At 43.6% G+C, this 15618-nt stretch carries 31 protein-coding genes; all 31 read right to left on the bottom strand.

The features are described 5' to 3' along the window. Positions 1-22: 22 nt before the first annotated feature. Complete coding sequence (locus tag QM657_RS16805) at positions 23-991, bottom strand: DNA-directed RNA polymerase subunit alpha (protein ID WP_333645613.1); 969 nt, start codon at positions 989-991, stop codon at positions 23-25. A gap of 104 nt (positions 992-1095) precedes the next feature. Beyond that, the gene (gene rpsD, locus QM657_RS16800; protein WP_415067848.1) at positions 1096-1689 is read right to left on the bottom strand and encodes a 30S ribosomal protein S4; all 594 of its coding nucleotides are present in this window, start codon (positions 1687-1689) and stop codon (positions 1096-1098) included. Between the two features lie 17 nt (positions 1690-1706). Continuing rightward, complete coding sequence (gene rpsK / locus QM657_RS16795; RefSeq protein ID WP_024834894.1) at positions 1707-2108, bottom strand: 30S ribosomal protein S11; 402 nt, start codon at positions 2106-2108, stop codon at positions 1707-1709. An 86-nt stretch (positions 2109-2194) separates the two neighbouring features. Beyond that, complete coding sequence (gene rpsM, locus QM657_RS16790; RefSeq protein WP_415067847.1) at positions 2195-2563, bottom strand: 30S ribosomal protein S13; 369 nt, start codon at positions 2561-2563, stop codon at positions 2195-2197. A gap of 28 nt (positions 2564-2591) precedes the next feature. After that, the gene (rpmJ, locus tag QM657_RS16785; protein WP_158377639.1) at positions 2592-2705 is read right to left on the bottom strand and encodes a 50S ribosomal protein L36; all 114 of its coding nucleotides are present in this window, start codon (positions 2703-2705) and stop codon (positions 2592-2594) included. 210 nt (positions 2706-2915) lie between these two features. Next, entirely contained in the window at positions 2916-3134 is a 219-nt protein-coding gene (infA, locus tag QM657_RS16780; protein WP_013274317.1) for a translation initiation factor IF-1, read from the bottom strand. Positions 3135-3139: 5 nt separating this feature from the next. After that, positions 3140-3421, bottom strand: coding sequence for a hypothetical protein (locus QM657_RS16775; RefSeq protein WP_415067846.1), 282 nt, complete (start codon positions 3419-3421; stop codon positions 3140-3142). 8 nt (positions 3422-3429) lie between these two features. Continuing rightward, on the bottom strand, positions 3430-4194 hold the full coding sequence (gene map, locus QM657_RS16770) for a type I methionyl aminopeptidase (protein ID WP_415067845.1): 765 nt from the start codon (positions 4192-4194) through the stop codon (positions 3430-3432). A 3-nt stretch (positions 4195-4197) separates the two neighbouring features. Beyond that, positions 4198-4842 (bottom strand): adenylate kinase, encoded by a 645-nt coding sequence (locus QM657_RS16765; protein WP_415067844.1) that lies wholly within the window; start codon positions 4840-4842, stop codon positions 4198-4200. Positions 4843-4922: 80 nt separating this feature from the next. Further along, entirely contained in the window at positions 4923-6245 is a 1323-nt protein-coding gene (gene secY, locus QM657_RS16760) for a preprotein translocase subunit SecY (protein ID WP_415067843.1), read from the bottom strand. Between the two features lies 1 nt (position 6246). Then, the gene (gene rplO / locus QM657_RS16755; RefSeq protein ID WP_415067842.1) at positions 6247-6687 is read right to left on the bottom strand and encodes a 50S ribosomal protein L15; all 441 of its coding nucleotides are present in this window, start codon (positions 6685-6687) and stop codon (positions 6247-6249) included. A gap of 26 nt (positions 6688-6713) precedes the next feature. After that, positions 6714-6896 (bottom strand): 50S ribosomal protein L30, encoded by a 183-nt coding sequence (gene rpmD, locus QM657_RS16750; RefSeq protein WP_415067841.1) that lies wholly within the window; start codon positions 6894-6896, stop codon positions 6714-6716. Between the two features lie 13 nt (positions 6897-6909). Further along, positions 6910-7419, bottom strand: a complete 510-nt coding sequence (gene rpsE, locus QM657_RS16745; RefSeq protein WP_415067840.1) for a 30S ribosomal protein S5 — start codon at positions 7417-7419, stop codon at positions 6910-6912. Between the two features lie 19 nt (positions 7420-7438). Beyond that, positions 7439-7807: a 50S ribosomal protein L18 gene (rplR, locus tag QM657_RS16740; RefSeq protein WP_415067839.1), complete on the bottom strand. Its 369-nt coding sequence runs from the start codon at positions 7805-7807 to the stop codon at positions 7439-7441. A 17-nt stretch (positions 7808-7824) separates the two neighbouring features. Next, on the bottom strand, positions 7825-8367 hold the full coding sequence (rplF, locus tag QM657_RS16735; protein ID WP_415067838.1) for a 50S ribosomal protein L6: 543 nt from the start codon (positions 8365-8367) through the stop codon (positions 7825-7827). Positions 8368-8440: 73 nt separating this feature from the next. After that, positions 8441-8842, bottom strand: coding sequence for a 30S ribosomal protein S8 (gene rpsH / locus QM657_RS16730; protein ID WP_333645600.1), 402 nt, complete (start codon positions 8840-8842; stop codon positions 8441-8443). A 24-nt stretch (positions 8843-8866) separates the two neighbouring features. Further along, the gene (locus QM657_RS16725) at positions 8867-9052 is read right to left on the bottom strand and encodes a type Z 30S ribosomal protein S14 (RefSeq protein ID WP_002566501.1); all 186 of its coding nucleotides are present in this window, start codon (positions 9050-9052) and stop codon (positions 8867-8869) included. A 15-nt stretch (positions 9053-9067) separates the two neighbouring features. Next, positions 9068-9607, bottom strand: coding sequence for a 50S ribosomal protein L5 (gene rplE / locus QM657_RS16720; RefSeq protein ID WP_415067837.1), 540 nt, complete (start codon positions 9605-9607; stop codon positions 9068-9070). Between the two features lie 21 nt (positions 9608-9628). After that, positions 9629-9934: a 50S ribosomal protein L24 gene (gene rplX, locus QM657_RS16715; protein ID WP_415067836.1), complete on the bottom strand. Its 306-nt coding sequence runs from the start codon at positions 9932-9934 to the stop codon at positions 9629-9631. Between the two features lie 14 nt (positions 9935-9948). Further along, complete coding sequence (rplN, locus tag QM657_RS16710; RefSeq protein WP_333645597.1) at positions 9949-10317, bottom strand: 50S ribosomal protein L14; 369 nt, start codon at positions 10315-10317, stop codon at positions 9949-9951. 26 nt (positions 10318-10343) lie between these two features. Further along, positions 10344-10598 carry a 30S ribosomal protein S17 gene (rpsQ, locus tag QM657_RS16705; RefSeq protein ID WP_415067835.1) on the bottom strand — a complete coding sequence of 85 codons (255 nt, stop codon included), beginning with the start codon at positions 10596-10598 and terminating at the stop codon, positions 10344-10346. A 95-nt stretch (positions 10599-10693) separates the two neighbouring features. Continuing rightward, the gene (rpmC, locus tag QM657_RS16700) at positions 10694-10900 is read right to left on the bottom strand and encodes a 50S ribosomal protein L29 (protein WP_415067902.1); all 207 of its coding nucleotides are present in this window, start codon (positions 10898-10900) and stop codon (positions 10694-10696) included. Positions 10901-10902: 2 nt separating this feature from the next. After that, positions 10903-11328, bottom strand: a complete 426-nt coding sequence (gene rplP, locus QM657_RS16695; RefSeq protein WP_415067834.1) for a 50S ribosomal protein L16 — start codon at positions 11326-11328, stop codon at positions 10903-10905. Then, on the bottom strand, positions 11328-11984 hold the full coding sequence (gene rpsC, locus QM657_RS16690) for a 30S ribosomal protein S3 (RefSeq protein ID WP_415067833.1): 657 nt from the start codon (positions 11982-11984) through the stop codon (positions 11328-11330). The genes rplP and rpsC overlap by 1 nt, the downstream gene beginning before the upstream one ends. Positions 11985-11995: 11 nt before the next feature. Further along, positions 11996-12382: a 50S ribosomal protein L22 gene (gene rplV / locus QM657_RS16685; RefSeq protein ID WP_333645593.1), complete on the bottom strand. Its 387-nt coding sequence runs from the start codon at positions 12380-12382 to the stop codon at positions 11996-11998. 72 nt (positions 12383-12454) lie between these two features. After that, positions 12455-12736, bottom strand: a complete 282-nt coding sequence (rpsS, locus tag QM657_RS16680; protein WP_024834874.1) for a 30S ribosomal protein S19 — start codon at positions 12734-12736, stop codon at positions 12455-12457. Between the two features lie 19 nt (positions 12737-12755). Beyond that, complete coding sequence (gene rplB, locus QM657_RS16675; protein WP_415067901.1) at positions 12756-13604, bottom strand: 50S ribosomal protein L2; 849 nt, start codon at positions 13602-13604, stop codon at positions 12756-12758. A gap of 74 nt (positions 13605-13678) precedes the next feature. Then, a complete protein-coding gene (gene rplW, locus QM657_RS16670) occupies positions 13679-13978 on the bottom strand; it encodes a 50S ribosomal protein L23 (RefSeq protein ID WP_415067832.1) in 300 nt (99 codons plus the stop codon). Further along, a complete protein-coding gene (rplD, locus tag QM657_RS16665) occupies positions 13978-14598 on the bottom strand; it encodes a 50S ribosomal protein L4 (protein WP_415067831.1) in 621 nt (206 codons plus the stop codon). Before rplD ends, rplW begins: the two co-directional genes overlap by 1 nt. Positions 14599-14627: 29 nt before the next feature. Next, a complete protein-coding gene (gene rplC, locus QM657_RS16660) occupies positions 14628-15263 on the bottom strand; it encodes a 50S ribosomal protein L3 (protein ID WP_415067830.1) in 636 nt (211 codons plus the stop codon). Between the two features lie 221 nt (positions 15264-15484). Next, the coding region (locus QM657_RS16655) for a 30S ribosomal protein S10 (protein ID WP_415067900.1) at positions 15485-15618 on the bottom strand (134 nt) is incomplete at its 5' end.

Genomic DNA, 15618 nt, shown 5'->3' with positions numbered 1-15618 from the left:
AATCTCCATACATCGTTTGCAATTATGCATTTGCATCATCGCTGGGGTTAAGCTGTAAGCCTAACTCCTTTAATTTTGCCAGTACCTCTTCGAGAGACTTGCGGCCTAAGTTACGAACCTTCATCATATCTTCTGAAGTCCGGTTGCACAGCTCTTCTACGGTATTGATACCGGCTCTCTTAAGACAATTATAGGAACGGACGGAAAGCTCCAGTTCGTCAATATTCATCTCCAGAACCTTTTCCTTCTCATTATCCTCTTTTTCCACCATGACTTCAGCAGTCTTGGCATTTTCAGATAAATCGATAAATAAGTTCAAGTGCTCACTTAACACCTTTGCAGCGAGACTGACTGTCTCGTCCGGTGCCAATGTGCCGTTTGTAAATACATCTAATGTCAGCTTATCGTAATCCGTAACCTGACCTACACGGGTGTTTTCTACCGTCATGTTAACGCGTTCTACCGGTGTGTAAATGGAATCAACGGCAATAACGCCAATGGGTAAATCTTCACTCTTGTTCTTATCTGCACTTACATAGCCGCGGCCTCTTGTGATAGTGAGTTCCATGTAGAACTTGCTATCAGTGCCGCCGCTGAGCGTAGCGATAGGCTGATCCGGGTTCATGATCTCGATGTCGGGATCTGCCTGGATGTCAGCAGCAGTTACAACACCTTCGCCTTCAAACTCGATGTATGCAACCTTTGCTTCGTTGGTATCGCTGTTATTCTTAATAGATAAGCTCTTGATGTTCATAATAATCTCAGTCACATCTTCTTTAACGCCTGGGATGGAACTGAATTCATGCAAAACGCCGTCGATTTTTACCTGACTGACTGCAGCGCCCGGTAAGGAAGAAAGCATGATTCGTCTTAAGGAATTACCTAAAGTCGTGCCATAACCTCTTTCAAGCGGTTCAACTACAAATTTGCCATATTTTTTGTCTTCTGAGATTTCAGCAATCTCAATGTTTGGTTTTTCAAAATCGAACACTAATAGCCCCTCCTTTTGGGTATTTTGTATCGAGGGTCTTATACTCAAATCTTGCCCGGAGGCAGATGCCCCCGGGCGAAAGCGGCCAATCAGCCAGCCTTCAATTATTTGGAGTACAACTCGACGATAAGCATTTCATTCACTGGAACATCAATCTCATCTCTTGTTGGTAACTCTTTTACAGTACCACGTAAATTCTCATGGTCAACATCAAGCCAGGCCGGAACCATACGTCCTGCTGTCATTTCCTGAACACCTTTGAATCTTGCATTAGCTTTGGATTTCTCTTTTACTTCGATCACATCGCCTGCCTTAATTAAATAGGAAGGAATGTTTACGCATTTGCCGTTTACAAGGATGCTCTTATGGTCAACCATCTGTCTGGTCTCTCTTCTTGTTCTTCCGAATCCCATACGGAATACTACATTGTCAAGTCTTCTCTCCAGAAGGATCATCAGGTTTTCACCTACCATACCTTTCATTCTGGAAGCCTTTGCATAGTAGTTACGGAAAGGTTTCTCAAGAACGCCGTAGATGAATTTAGCTTTCTGCTTTTCTCTAAGCTGAACGCCGTACTCACTCATCTTTCTGTTCGCTCTTTTTAATTCTCTGTTGGATTTTTTATCTATTCCTAAATAGATCGGATCAAGACCAAGGGATCTACATCTTTTAAGAACAGGAACTCTATCAACTGCCACTGTAATTACCTCCTAAATTAAACTCTTCTACGTTTTGGTGGACGACAACCGTTATGTGGAACCGGAGTTACGTCTTTAATACTGGTTACTTCTAATCCGCATGCCTGAAGTGCACGAATAGCTGCCTCACGGCCGGAACCAGGACCTTTGACCATAACATCTACTGATTTTAAACCATGTATAAGAGCTGCCTTAGTAGCAGTTTCTGCCGCCATCTGAGCTGCATATGGAGTAGATTTCCTTGAACCTCTAAAGCCAAGACCACCAGCACTTGCCCAGGATAATGCATTACCCTGTGTATCTGTTAATGTCACGATTGTGTTATTAAAAGAAGACTGGATATGTGCTTGTCCGCGTTCAACGTTTTTCTTTACACGCTTTTTTGTCACTTTTTTAGTAGTGGACACTTTTTTAGCCATTTTAAACTAACCTACTTTCTTTTTACTTGCACCTGAATCCTGTTATTCCTGTTTTTAAAACATGTAACGTGATTCGCTGTTAATTGTTATTTCTTCTTATTTGCTACAGTCTTTCTTGGACCCTTACGAGTTCTAGCATTGGTCTTTGTCTTCTGACCGCGAACCGGAAGGCTCTTTCTATGACGAATTCCGCGATAGCATCCGATTTCCTGAAGTCTCTTGATGTTCATAGCGATTTCTCTTCTTAAATCACCTTCAACAGTCTGAGATTCTGTAATCACTGCTGCGATTCTTTTTACTTCGTCATCTGTTAAGTCCTTAACACGAGTGTCAGGATTAACGCCAGCATCTGTAAGAATGCGGTTTGCACTCACTCTACCAATACCGTAGATGTAAGTTAAGCCGATCTCAACACGTTTTTCTCTTGGTAAATCAACACCTGAAATACGAGCCATTTGTGTAGTACACCTCCATTAATAATTTTTAACCTTGTTTTTGCTTATGCTTAGGATTTTCACAGATTACTCTGATACTGCCTTTTCTCTTGATGATTTTGCACTTTTCGCAAATCGGTTTGACTGATGATCTAACCTTCACAGCAATTCTCCTTTCCGTTATGCGCCCTTTCCATCTGAACGCCCGGCATCTGTCTTCCAGACGCTTCCATGAGAAAGAGCTTGCTGAGTATACCCGCAGTGTGTTTTATAATAAAACCAGTGCCGTCCCTGTGGACATAACACAGCGTATTTCAACAAAGTCGCCACAACATTATAACACTGATTGGATATAAATGCAAGCGCTTTTTCTTTATTTATCTCTCCAGATAATTCTTCCCTTGCTTAAATCGTAAGGGGACATTTCAATGGTAACTTTATCGCCCGGTAAAATACGAATGTAATTCATACGGAGCTTTCCGCTGATATGGGCCAGCACCTGATGACCATTTTCCAGTTCTACCTGAAACATGGCATTGGGGAGCTTCTCCACAACGGTTCCTTCAATTTCAATAACATCTGCTTTTGACATATAGCTTACCTCCTAACAACCTGTTCTTCTCTTTTGAAACATCTGATGAAATATTTGATCTCTTCATCGGTGACTTTTTTATTTTCCCGGATTTTGTCTCCAGGGGAATGTTTCTCCCATAAAAGGGGTTCTACATGCTTTTTCTTTTTCTTCTTAGGGCAGTCCAGACGCCTGTATTTTCCGTCCACCAGATATATATATTCGCCATCCTCTTTTAATATGAAGAAATAGCTGCCTTTATCGTGCCCGGCCGCTGATTTTACCAGGGCTCCTGCTTCTGCTCTCATGGTCCGCCTCAGTTTTCATTGGAAACCAGGCTTAAGAGCTCAGGCTCCCCTTCTGTAATCAGCACTGTATTTTCATAGTGGGCAGAAAGGCTTCCGTCCTCCGTCACCACGGTCCAGTCGTCGTCAAGCCAGACAACCTCAGGACTTCCCCCATTGATCATAGGTTCAATGGCAAGGGTCATTCCCGGCCTCAGCTTGATTCCCCGTCTTTTCCTGGCGAAGTTGGGCACCTCAGGCTCCTCGTGAAGATGGGAACCGATTCCGTGGCCTACTAAATCCCGGACCACTCCGTAGCCGAATTTTTCTGCATACTTCTGGATAGCAGCGGATATATCACCTAAATGATTGCCAGATTTTGCAAATTTAATCCCTTCAAAGAAACATTGTCTTGTCACTTCTATGAGCTGTCCCGCCTCAGGAGTGATTTCCCCGATTCCATAAGTCCTCGCGGCGTCGGAATGATAGCCCTTGTAAATCACGCCGGCATCCAGACTCACAATATCGCCTTCCTGTAAAAAACGCTTCTTATCCGGTATCCCGTGAACCACCTCATCATTGACTGAAACGCAGATGGAGGCTGGATATCCGTTATAATTTAAGAAAGAAGGCGTGCAGCCGTAGCTTCTTATGATTTCTTCTCCCAGATGGTCAATATCCCAGGTTGTCATACCCGGTTTTAAGGCTTTGGAGAGTTCTTCATGGGTCCTGCAAAGAATCCTCCCCGCCTCTCTCATAAGTTCTATCTCTCTTGCAGATTTAATGGTAACTGACATAAACTATGCTCCTAAAATGCCGGTAATATCCGTGAACACTTTATTTAAATCCTGTGTTCCGTCAACACTCACCAGCACGCCGGTTTTTCCGTAGTACTCAATTAAAGGTTTTGTCTGATCATGGTAGACCAACAGGCGCTTCTGAACGGTTTCCGGCTTATCATCATCTCTTAAAATCAGCTCTGCACCGCATACATCGCATATTCCCGGAACCTTGCTTGGATTAAATACCAGGTGATACGTAGCACCGCAGGAAACGCAGGCACGGCGGCCGGCCATTCTGTTTATGATGTTCTCATCTGCCACATCTACGTTGATGGCAAAATCAATCTTCTGTCCTCTTTCGGAAAGTGCTTCCTTCAAGCTCTCTGCCTGGGGAATGGTTCTTGGGAATCCATCCAGCACATATCCGTTTTTGCAGTCTTCATTCTGAATTCGGTCCATCAGCATACCGATAGTCAACGCATCCGGCACCAAAGCTCCCTGATCTATGTATTCCTTGGCTTTCCTTCCCAGTTCTGTTCCTTCCTTAATGTTGGAACGGAAGATGTCTCCGGTGGAAATGTGGGGAATTCCATATTTTTCAGCGATCTTTTTGGCCTGAGTACCTTTCCCGGCTCCTGGGGCACCTAACATGATAATCTTCATAAACAGTCCCTCCCTCAATTGGATTAAATAGTATAAATCCCAAGAAAAACACGCATGGCGTGTTTCCCTTGGTTTTTCCTCTAATCGTTTAAAAAGCCTTTGTAATAACGCACAAGCATTTGAGATTCAACCGCCTTAATTGTCTCAAGGACAACGCTGACGATGATGATTAAGGATGTACCGCCGAATGAAAGACGGCTTACATTAAACAGGCCTGATACCATAATGGGGATAACACAGACAATCGTCAAACTGCATGCACCAATAAACACGATATAGTTCAAAATAGAATTGAGATAATCGCTGGTGGGTTTTCCCGGACGGATACCCGGAATAAAACCGCCGGACTTCTTCATGTTATTCGCAACCTCAAGGGGGTTAAAGGTGATTGAGGTGTAAAAATAAGCGAACACAATGATAAGAGCCACGTAGAGGATCAGGCCGATGGAATAGGCCGGTCTGTCCAGCTTGAACCAGCTTGAAGAATTAAGTCCTGTTAAAATGTGGCCTCCAATGCTGCTGTAATCGATCTTATCCCCAAAGAACTGGGCAATCACGACTGGGAACGACATGAGGGAGGAAGCGAAGATAACCGGAATAACGCCGGCTGTATTCACCTTTAACGGAATGTTGGTAGCCTGTCCGCCTACCATCTTCCGTCCCTGCATCTTTTTGGAATACTGGACTGGAATCCTTCTTTCACCGTCCTGAAGGACGATGACAAATACAATGATGGCTAAAATAACAGCTATGATGATAATGGCTGCGATAGCTGCTACTGCAACCGATTTTCCTGACATGAACCGGTTGTATAAAGTGGATACGTCAGATGGGAAGCTGGAAATAATATTCACCAGCAGCACGATAGAAATACCGTTTCCCACGCCTTTTTCCGTGATCCGCTCACCAATCCACATGAGAAGAGCACTACCCGCTGTCATGGTAACAACAGCGATCATGATGCTCAATGCGTTGAATTCTTTTAACAGACCCTGGCCGCCGAATCCGATTGCCATAGCAACGGACTCGATTAACGCCAGACCTACTGTTACGTAACGGGTGTATTCTGCAATCTTCTTTCTTCCGTCTTCACCGTCTTTTTGCATTTCCTCCAGCTTCGGGATTGCAATGGTCAAAAGCTGCATGATGATGGAAGATGTGATATAAGGGCTGATGCTTAAAGCGAACACTGACATGTTGGAAAAGGAGCTTCCGGTCATGGCATTGAAAAATCCCATGGCGTCGTTGTTCTGCTGAGCAAAAAACTCTTTGAAAAACTCTGTATTAACTCCTGGAATCGGCAATTGAGAACCGATTCTGATAACCACCAGCATCATGAAAGTATAGATCAGTTTTGTTCTTACTTCCTTGACCTTGAATGCATTACGGAGTGTTTTAAACATATTAGATCACCTCGCAGGTTCCACCTAAAGCCTCAATTTTGGTTTTTGCGCCTTCACTGAAAGCATCTACCTTTACTACAAGCTTTTTGGTTAATTCTCCATTTCCAAGGATCTTAACACCGTCGCGCGGATTCTTAACAATGCCGCTCTCTAATAAAGTCTCAACCGTAACAACTGTACCGTTGTCAAATGCTTCCAAAGCGCCTACATTGATTCCGATGATGGTCTTAGAGTTTCTATTTGTAAAACCTCTCTTAGGAATACGTCTGTATAAAGGCATCTGACCGCCTTCAAAGCCTGGTCTTGTAGCACCGGAACGGGCTTTCTGTCCTTTATGGCCTTTGCCTGCAGTCTTGCCGTTTCCTGAACCGTGACCGCGTCCTCTTCTGAAGTTATCGCTCTGTTTGGAACCTAATGCAGGCTGTAAATTTGATAAATCCATCCCTTGCACCTCCTTACTGTTTTCTTTTAGATCTCTTCAACTTTTACTAAATGACGCACACTGGCAATCATACCTCTGACTGCACCGTTATCCGGCATTTCAACTGTCTTGTTAAGCTTCTTTAAGCCTAATGCTTCAACGGTTGCTTTATGCTTCGGAATAGCACCGATCGGGGATTTCACCAATGTGATTTTTAACTTATCTGCCATCTTCCTATCCTCCTTAGCCTAAAATCTCTTCTACAGATTTACCGCGAAGTCTTGCAACTTCCTCAGGAGTTTTCAAATTAGTCAATCCATTGATTGTAGCCATAACTACGTTAGTCTTGTTGTTGGAACCTAAAGACTTGGAATGGATGTTCTTAATTCCTGCAAGCTCTAAAACCGCACGAGCAGGGCCTCCTGCAATAACTCCAGTACCTTCGCTCGCTTTCTTAAGAAGTACGGAAGCGCTTCCGAACTTTCCGATTAAGTCATGAGGAATACTGTTATTCTCATCAACTGGAACAGAAACCATATTCTTAACAGCAGCCTCTTTTCCTTTACGGATTGCTTCTGGAACTTCACCAGCTTTGCCAAGACCAGCACCTACGTGGCCATTGCCGTCGCCTACGACTACTAAAGCAGAGAATCTCATGGTGCGTCCGCCCTTAACGGTCTTGGAAACACGCTTGATGGCAACTACTCTATCGTTTAACTCTGTCTGATTTGCATCAATAATTGTACGTTTCACCTGTGTCTTCTCCTCTCTACTAGAATTCCAGACCAGCTTCTCTGGCTGCGTCTGCTAATGCCTGAACCTTACCGTGATATATAAAACCGCCTCTGTCAAAGACAACTTCTTTAATTCCCTTTTCAAGTGCCCTTTTGGCAACTACGGTACCTACGTATGCTGCAGCGTCAACGTTGTCAGTTTTCTCTAATTCTGCTTTTACTTCTTTTTCTACTGTAGAAGCAGCGACTAAAGTTTTACCAACTGTATCGTCAATAATTTGAGCATACATATGATTATTACTTCTAAACACAGCTAAACGTGGTCTTTCTGCAGTGCCTGCAAAACGGTTACGTAATCTGTTGTGTTTTTTAACGCGAACTTCGCTTCTTGATTTCTTGCTAACCATCTTTACACTCTCCTTAATTATTTCTTACCAGTCTTACCAACTTTACGTCTGATCACTTCATCAGAATACTTGATTCCCTTGCCCTTATAAGGCTCTGGTCTTCTCTTATCTCTGATTTCAGCAGCGTACTGGCCAACTTTTTCTTTATCGATTCCTCTGACGAAGATGATGTTCTGTCCTTCCATGGTGGATTCGATGCCTTCCGGATCTTCCATCTCAACCGGGTGGGAGTAACCCAGGGAAAGAACCAGCTTCTTGCCCTGCTTCTGAGCTCTGTAACCAACACCGTTGATTTCCAGCTTCTTTTCATAACCGGCAGTTACGCCGACGATCATGTTGTTTACTAATGTTCTGGTAAGACCGTGTAAAGATTTCATTCTCTTTAAATCATTCGGTCTTGTAACGGAGATCTGACCATCTTCTTCTTTGATTGTCATTTCAGCCGGTAATACTCTCTCAAGAGTTCCCTTAGGACCTTTTACAGTCACTTTATTATTTTCTGCGATTGTGACAGTTACTTCTGCCGGAACCGCGATAGGCATTCTTCCTATACGTGACATGCCGTTTACCTCCTTAAATTTTCGGAGGGAATATGTGCACTCCCTCTGTTTTCAGACTTTCTGCAGTACAAAATTACCAAACAAACGCCAGTACTTCTCCGCCAACACCCTGTGTGCGGGCTTCCTTATCAGTGATAACACCCTGATTGGTAGAAATGATAGCTGTTCCTAAACCGCCAAGTACTTTTGGCAGCTCTTCCTTGTTTGCGTATACACGCAGACCTGGCTTGGAAATTCTCTTGATGCCTGTGATGATTTTTTCGTTCTTATCTTTGCCGTATTTTAAGGTGATCCGGATGGTCTGGAATGCACCGTCTTCTACGAGATCATATTTCTTAATGTATCCCTCTTTTACAAGGATATCAGCAATAGCTAATTTCATCTTAGATGAAGGTACATCTACTGTATCATGTTTTGCAGTATTTGCATTACGGATTCTTGTAAGCATATCTGCGATTGGATCGCTCATTGTCATTTTGAAATTGCCTCCTTCCTTATTTTACCAGCTTGCTTTTTTAACGCCTGGGATCTGACCCTTATATGCTAATTCACGGAAGCAGATTCTGCAGATTCCGTATTTTCTCAAATAAGCATGTGGACGACCGCAGATTCTGCAGCGGTTGTATTCTCTTGTGGAGAATTTTGCCGGTCTCTGCTGTTTGATCTTCATTGAAGTCTTAGCCATGAATGTTTCCTCCTACTATTTTGCAAATGGCATATTGAATAATGTCAAAAGTTCACGGGCTTCTTCGTCGGTCTTAGCGGTAGTAACAAAAATGATGTCCATACCTCTTACCTTGTCAACTTTATCGTACTCAATTTCAGGGAAAATAAGCTGCTCTTTGATGCCGAGAGCGAAGTTTCCTCTGCCATCAAATGCGTTAGGATTCACACCTCTAAAGTCACGTACACGGGGAAGTGCCAGGTTGATCAGACGATCAGCAAATTCGTACATTCTCTCGCCGCGAAGGGTAACTTTACAGCCGATAGCCATACCTTCTCTAAGCTTGAAGTTAGCAACTGATTTTTTAGCCTTGGTAAGAACTGCCTTCTGTCCGGAGATGATTTCCATATCTCTTACAGCAGAGTCTAAAATTTTGGCATTTTCCTTTGCTTCGCCAATACCCATATTGATGACGATTTTATCCAGCTTCGGTACTTCCATGATGTTCTTATATCCAAATTTCTTGGTCATCGCTTCTGCGATTTCTGTTTGGTATACTTCTCTTAATCTAGCCAATTTTTATTCCTCCTCTCCGAATTAGTCAATTACTTTACCGGTTGACTTGGCAACGCGGACTTTCTTGCCGTCTTTTACTTCAAAGCCAACTCTGGTTGCTTTTCCGTCTACAACGAGCATTACGTTGGAAATGTCAAGTGCAGCTTCCTTCTGTACGATGCCGCCCTGTGGATTTCCTGCGCCTGGCTTTACATGCTTTGTGATCATGTTAACGCCTTCTACGACAATTTTGTTGTTCTTGGTGTCTACCAGAAGAACCTTGCCCTGTTTATCTTTATCTTTTCCTGCGATGACCTTTACCAGGTCGTCTCTTTTAATTTTATGCACAGTCCGATACCTCCTTATAATACTTCCGGAGCTAAGGAAACAATCTTCATGAAGTGTTTCTCTCTTAACTCTCTGGCAACCGGTCCAAAGATACGAGTTCCTTTTGGAGTCTTGTCATCTTTGATAATTACGGCAGCATTCTCATCGAACTTGATATAAGAACCGTCTTTGCGGCGTGCGCCCTTAACAGTACGTACCACAACGGCCTTTACAACGTCGCCCTTCTTCACAACACCGCCAGGTGTTGCATCTTTTACGCTGGCAACGATAATATCACCAATATTAGCATATCTTCTTGTAGATCCGCCCATTACACGGATGCAAAGTAATTCTTTTGCACCGGTATTGTCAGCAACCTTTAATCTGGTTTCCTGCTGAATCATGCCTGTTACTCCTTCCTGGAAATAAATTATTTCGCTTTCTCGATAATCTCAACAAGTCTCCATCTCTTGTCTTTGGACAGCGGTCTTGTTTCCATTACTTTTACTGTGTCGCCCATATTGCAGTCGTTATTCTCATCATGAGCTTTTAATTTATACGTTCTCTTTACGATCTTGCCGTATAAAGGATGTTCTACATGGTCTTCAATAGCTACAACGATGGTCTTATCCATCTTGTTGCTCACAACCTTACCTGTACGGGTTTTTCTAAGATTTCTTTCCACGTTCGGTATTCTCCTTTCGATCTTATGGCCCGGACGGCCCTCTCTATAAGTTCACACACTGTCGTGTGTGTCATGCTTTTATAAAAAACTGCAGCTTAAGCCAGTTTAGCCTTCTCAGTTATAACAGTCTGAATTCTGGCAATGTTCTTGCGAACCTCTTTGATCCGGCTTGTGTTGTCAAGCTGGTTGGTTGCATTCTGGAATCTTAAGTTGAAAAGTTCTTTCTTTGCAGCTACTAATTCTGCGTTCAGCTCTGTAACTGACTTTCCTTTTAATTCTTCAACATATTTATTCATTTTCACTGTCATTCACCGCCTTCTAAATCCGCTTTAGCAGCAATCTTACACTTGCAGGGTAACTTATGCATAGCAAGACGTAAAGCTTCACGTGCTGTTTCTTCAGGTACTCCAGCGATTTCAAATAATACACGGCCTGGTTTTACTACTGCTACCCAGTATTCCAGAGCGCCCTTACCGGAACCCATTCGGGTTTCTGCTGGCTTTGCTGTTACAGGCTTATCCGGGAAAATCTTGATCCAGACTTTACCGCCACGCTTGATGTAACGAGTCATGGCAACACGGGCTGCCTCGATCTGGTTGGATCTGATCCAGCATGGCTCTGTAGAAACCAAACCGAATTCACCCTGGCTGATTGTATTGCCTCTTAAAGCCTTACCAGCCATGGATCCACGGAACTGTTTACGACGTTTAACTCTTTTAGGCATTAACATTATTTATCGCTCCCTTCCCTGTTTCCTTTAGTTGGAAGAACTTCGCCATTGTAGATCCATACCTTAACGCCAATTTTGCCGAAGGTTGTATCTGCCTCTGCGAAACCGTAGTCAATATCTGCTCTCAATGTCTGTAACGGAATGGTTCCTTCGCTGTAGAACTCGGTACGAGCCATATCAGCTCCGCCAAGACGGCCTGCAACTGCAGTTTTGATACCCTTTACGCCAGCCTTCATGGAACGTCCCATGGTGGACTTCATAGCACGACGGAAGGATACACGGTTCTCTAACTGCTGTGCAATGGATTCAGCTACTAACTGAGCGTCCTTGTCAGGTCTCTTGATTTCCTTGATATCAACAAATAACTTTTTATCTGTAAGCTTCTGAACTTCTGCTTTTAACTTCTCGATCTCAGCTCCGCCCTTGCCGATAACAACACCTGGCTTAGCTGTATGAATGATGATTTTAACGCGGTCAGATGCTCTTTCAATTTCGATGCCAGAAATACCGGCGCTGTATAATTTCTTCTTCAGAAATTTTCTGATCGCATAATCTTCTACTAAGTTGTCTGCGAAATCAGCTTCAGCATACCACTTTGAGTCCCAGTCTTTAATAACACCGACTCTTAAGCCGTGTGGATTAACTTTCTGTCCCATTATTTGCCTCCTTATCTTTCATTAAGCACGATGGTGATGTGGCTCATTCTCTTTTCGATTCTATAAGCGCGGCCCTGTGCTCTCGGTTTTACTCTTTTCATTGTCGGTCCCTTGTTTGCAAAACACTCTTCTACATAAAGCTTTGCAGGGTCCATACCGTTGTTATTCTCAGCGTTAGCAACTGCTGATTTTAATAACTTCTCTATTAAAGAAGAAGCATATCTGGGATTGTAAAGTACAATACCAAGTGCTGTCTGAACGTCTTTGCCTCTGATGGCATCTAATACGAAGCATGCCTTCTGAACGGAAACCCTAGCATAGGATAACTTTGCTGACGGTCTTGTGTCCTTCTGAGCATTTCTTTCTCTTTTAATCTGGCTTCTATGTCCCTTAGCCATTGGTGAATCCTCCTTTCAACTTTAACGCCCCAGGGAAATTCTTTAGAATACCCAAGGGAGTCTGTTTATCGATTACTTACGGCCTGACTTCTTCTCGTCTTTGCCGTGTCCTCTGTAAGTTCTGGTAGCAACGAATTCACCCAGTTTATGTCCAACCATATCTTCTGTCACATATACCGGAACGTGCTTTCTGCCATCATGAACTGCAATTGTATGTCCAACCATCTGCGGGAAGATAGTAGAACGGCGGGACCAGGTCTTAATTACCTGCTTCTGTCCTGCTGCGTTCATAGCATCTACTTTTTTCAGTAAATGAGCATCTGCAAATGGTCCTTTTTTAAGTGAGCGAGCCATAGATTCTAACCTCCTTCAATTATTTAACGGTCTTTCCATCTCTTCTTCTAACGATCAATCTGTTAGACTGCTTGTTTTTCTTTCTGGTCTTTAAGCCAAGCGCTGGTTTGCCCCATGGTGTACTTGGACCTGGACGTCCGATACCAGTCTTACCTTCACCACCACCGTGTGGATGGTCATTCGGGTTCATAACAGAACCGCGTACAGTTGGACGGAAGCCCATGTGACGCTTTCTTCCTGCTTTACCGATATTGATCAGGTTGTGATCGCCGTTTCCAACAACACCCATGGTTGCTCTGCAATTGATGGGAACCATTCTCATTTCACCGGAAGGTAAACGAAGGGTTGCATACTTGCCTTCTTTAGCCATTAACTGTGCGCCGTTTCCTGCGGAACGAACGAGCTGGCCGCCTTTTCCTGGGTAAAGCTCAATGTTATGAACCTGAGCACCAACCGGAATGTGGCTTAAAGGTAAGCAGTTTCCTACTTTTGCTTCTGCAGCCTCACCGCTCATAACTGTCATGCCGTCTGTTAAACCGGCTGGAGCGAGGATATAGGACTTTGTACCGTCTGCATAAGAAAGCAGTGCGATGTTGGCAGTTCTGTTAGGATCGTACTCGATACCGATAACAGTTGCAACAATACCGTCTTTGCTGTTTCTCTTGAAGTCGATGATTCTGTATTTTCTCTTAACGCCGCCGCCGCGATGTCTTACGGTAATCTTACCCTGGTTATTACGGCCGGCTGTTTTCTTAATAGTTTTGCTGATTAAGGACTTCTCAGGTGTTGACTTTGTGATCTCAGTGAAATCAGAACCGGTCATATGTCTCCTGGAAGGGGTATATGGGTTATACTTTTTAATTCCCATTGTTATAACTCCTTTCAACGCCTCCTGGCGTATCTTATTATCGTGATATAATGTTCATCACATAATTCGGGATCTTACAGTCCCTCGAAAATTTCGATTTCCTTGCTGTCTGCGGTTAACTGAACGATAGCTTTCTTAGTCTTGGAGGTCTTACCGTAGGTTGTTCCTCTTCTCTTTGTCTTGCCATCTAAGTTCATGGTGTTCACGCTGGCAACCTTTGTGCCTGGGAACATCTTCTCAACAGCTTCTTTGATCATAGTCTTGTTAGCATCTGGATGAACGGTAAATGTATACTTCTTGGTAGCCATAGCGTTCATGCTCTTCTCAGTTACTACAGGCTTCTGGATTACGTCGTAATACTTAATATCTGCCATTATGCGTACACCTCCTCGATTGCTGCAACAGCAGTCTTGGTAGCAACAACTGTGTTGTACTTTAAGATATCATATACGTTGATTGTGTTAACAAATGCAGTCTTTACGGAAGCGATGTTTCTTGCGCTCATCACTGCGTTTGTGCTGTCGTCGCCAACAACCACAAGAGCCTTGGATACCTTTAAGTTATTTAATACAGTCTGGAATTTCTTTGTCTTGATCTCATCAAACTTTAACTCATCAACAACGATGAACTTATTCTCATTAACTCTGCTGGTAAGAGCGGATTTAAGAGCAAGTCTTCTCTCCTTCTTGTTGAGCTTGATTGTGTAATCTCTTGGTGTTGGAGCGAATACAACTCCGCCGCCTGTCCACTGTGGAGATCTGGTTGAACCCTGTCTTGCATGACCGGTTCCCTTCTGCTTCCACGGTTTTCTTCCGCCGCCGGATACCTCAGCACGGGTCTTAGCCTTCTGTGTGCCCTGGCGCTTGTTTGCAAGCTGGCTTACGACTGCCAAGTGTACGAGATGCTCATTGACATCTACACCGAACACTGCATCGCTTAACTCTAATGTGCCAACTTCATTACCTTCCATATTGTAAACAGATACGTTTGCCATCTGTGTGATCCTCCTTTCTTATAAAAGCATTAGTTAGCTGCTTTTACTGTTTCCTTGATTGTTACTAAAGACTTCTTCGGTCCTGGTACAGCACCCTTAACCAGAAGCAGGTTGTTCTCTGCATCAACTCTTACGATTTCAAGGTTCTGGATTGTAACCTTCTTGTTACCCATCTGTCCAGGCATCTTCTTGCCCTTGAATACCTTGCTGGGATCAGAAGCAGCGCCGTTGGAACCTGCATGACGGTGGAACTTGGAACCGTGAGCCATAGGTCCTCTGGACTGTCCGTGTCTCTTAATAGCACCCTGGAAACCTTTACCTTTGGAGATTGCGGTTGCGTCGATCTTATCGCCTGCAGCGAAGATCTCTGCTTTAATTTCATCTTTTACAGAATACTCATTGGCATTCTCAAGCTTAAACTCTCTGACATATCTCTTGTAAGATACACCGGCCTTATCAAAATGGCCCTTAAGCGGCTTGCTGACAAGCTTTTCTCTCTTATCTACAAAACCCACCTGCACTGCACTGTAACCGTCGTTCTCAACAGTCTTGATCTGTGTTACTACACAGGGACCTGCCTGAAGAACTGTTACCGGAGTCAATACTCCATTTTCGTCGAAGATCTGTGTCATTCCGACTTTGGTAGCTAAAATACCCTTCTTCATGTTTTTACCTCCTGTTTGTTAATTCTACAGCGGATTGCTTTCGCAATCATCCTAGAACAGTCCAATATAAGTGGAACACTATAACCCCATTCGCCACTCGCCGAAAGTGTAAACACTTTCTTCTCGCTTTCGCTCATGGAGATGTTGATTCCTTACAGGAAACGTGTTGCTTCTATATTTAAACCCTTCAGGATATTACCTTGATTCATTGGTGATGAAGCTTATTTGTTCTTCATCTTGATATCGATGTATACACCTGCTGGCATTTCCAATCTGGATAATGCATCAACTGTCTTCTGACTTGGTGTAATGATATCAATGAGTCTCTTATGCGTTCTCTGCTCGAACTGCTCTC

Origin of the sequence: Lacrimispora sp. (assembly GCF_047605665.1) — a bacterium.
Classification (GTDB): Bacteria; Bacillota; Clostridia; order Lachnospirales; family Lachnospiraceae; genus Lacrimispora.
This window is presented reverse-complemented; position numbering and strand designations above follow the sequence as displayed.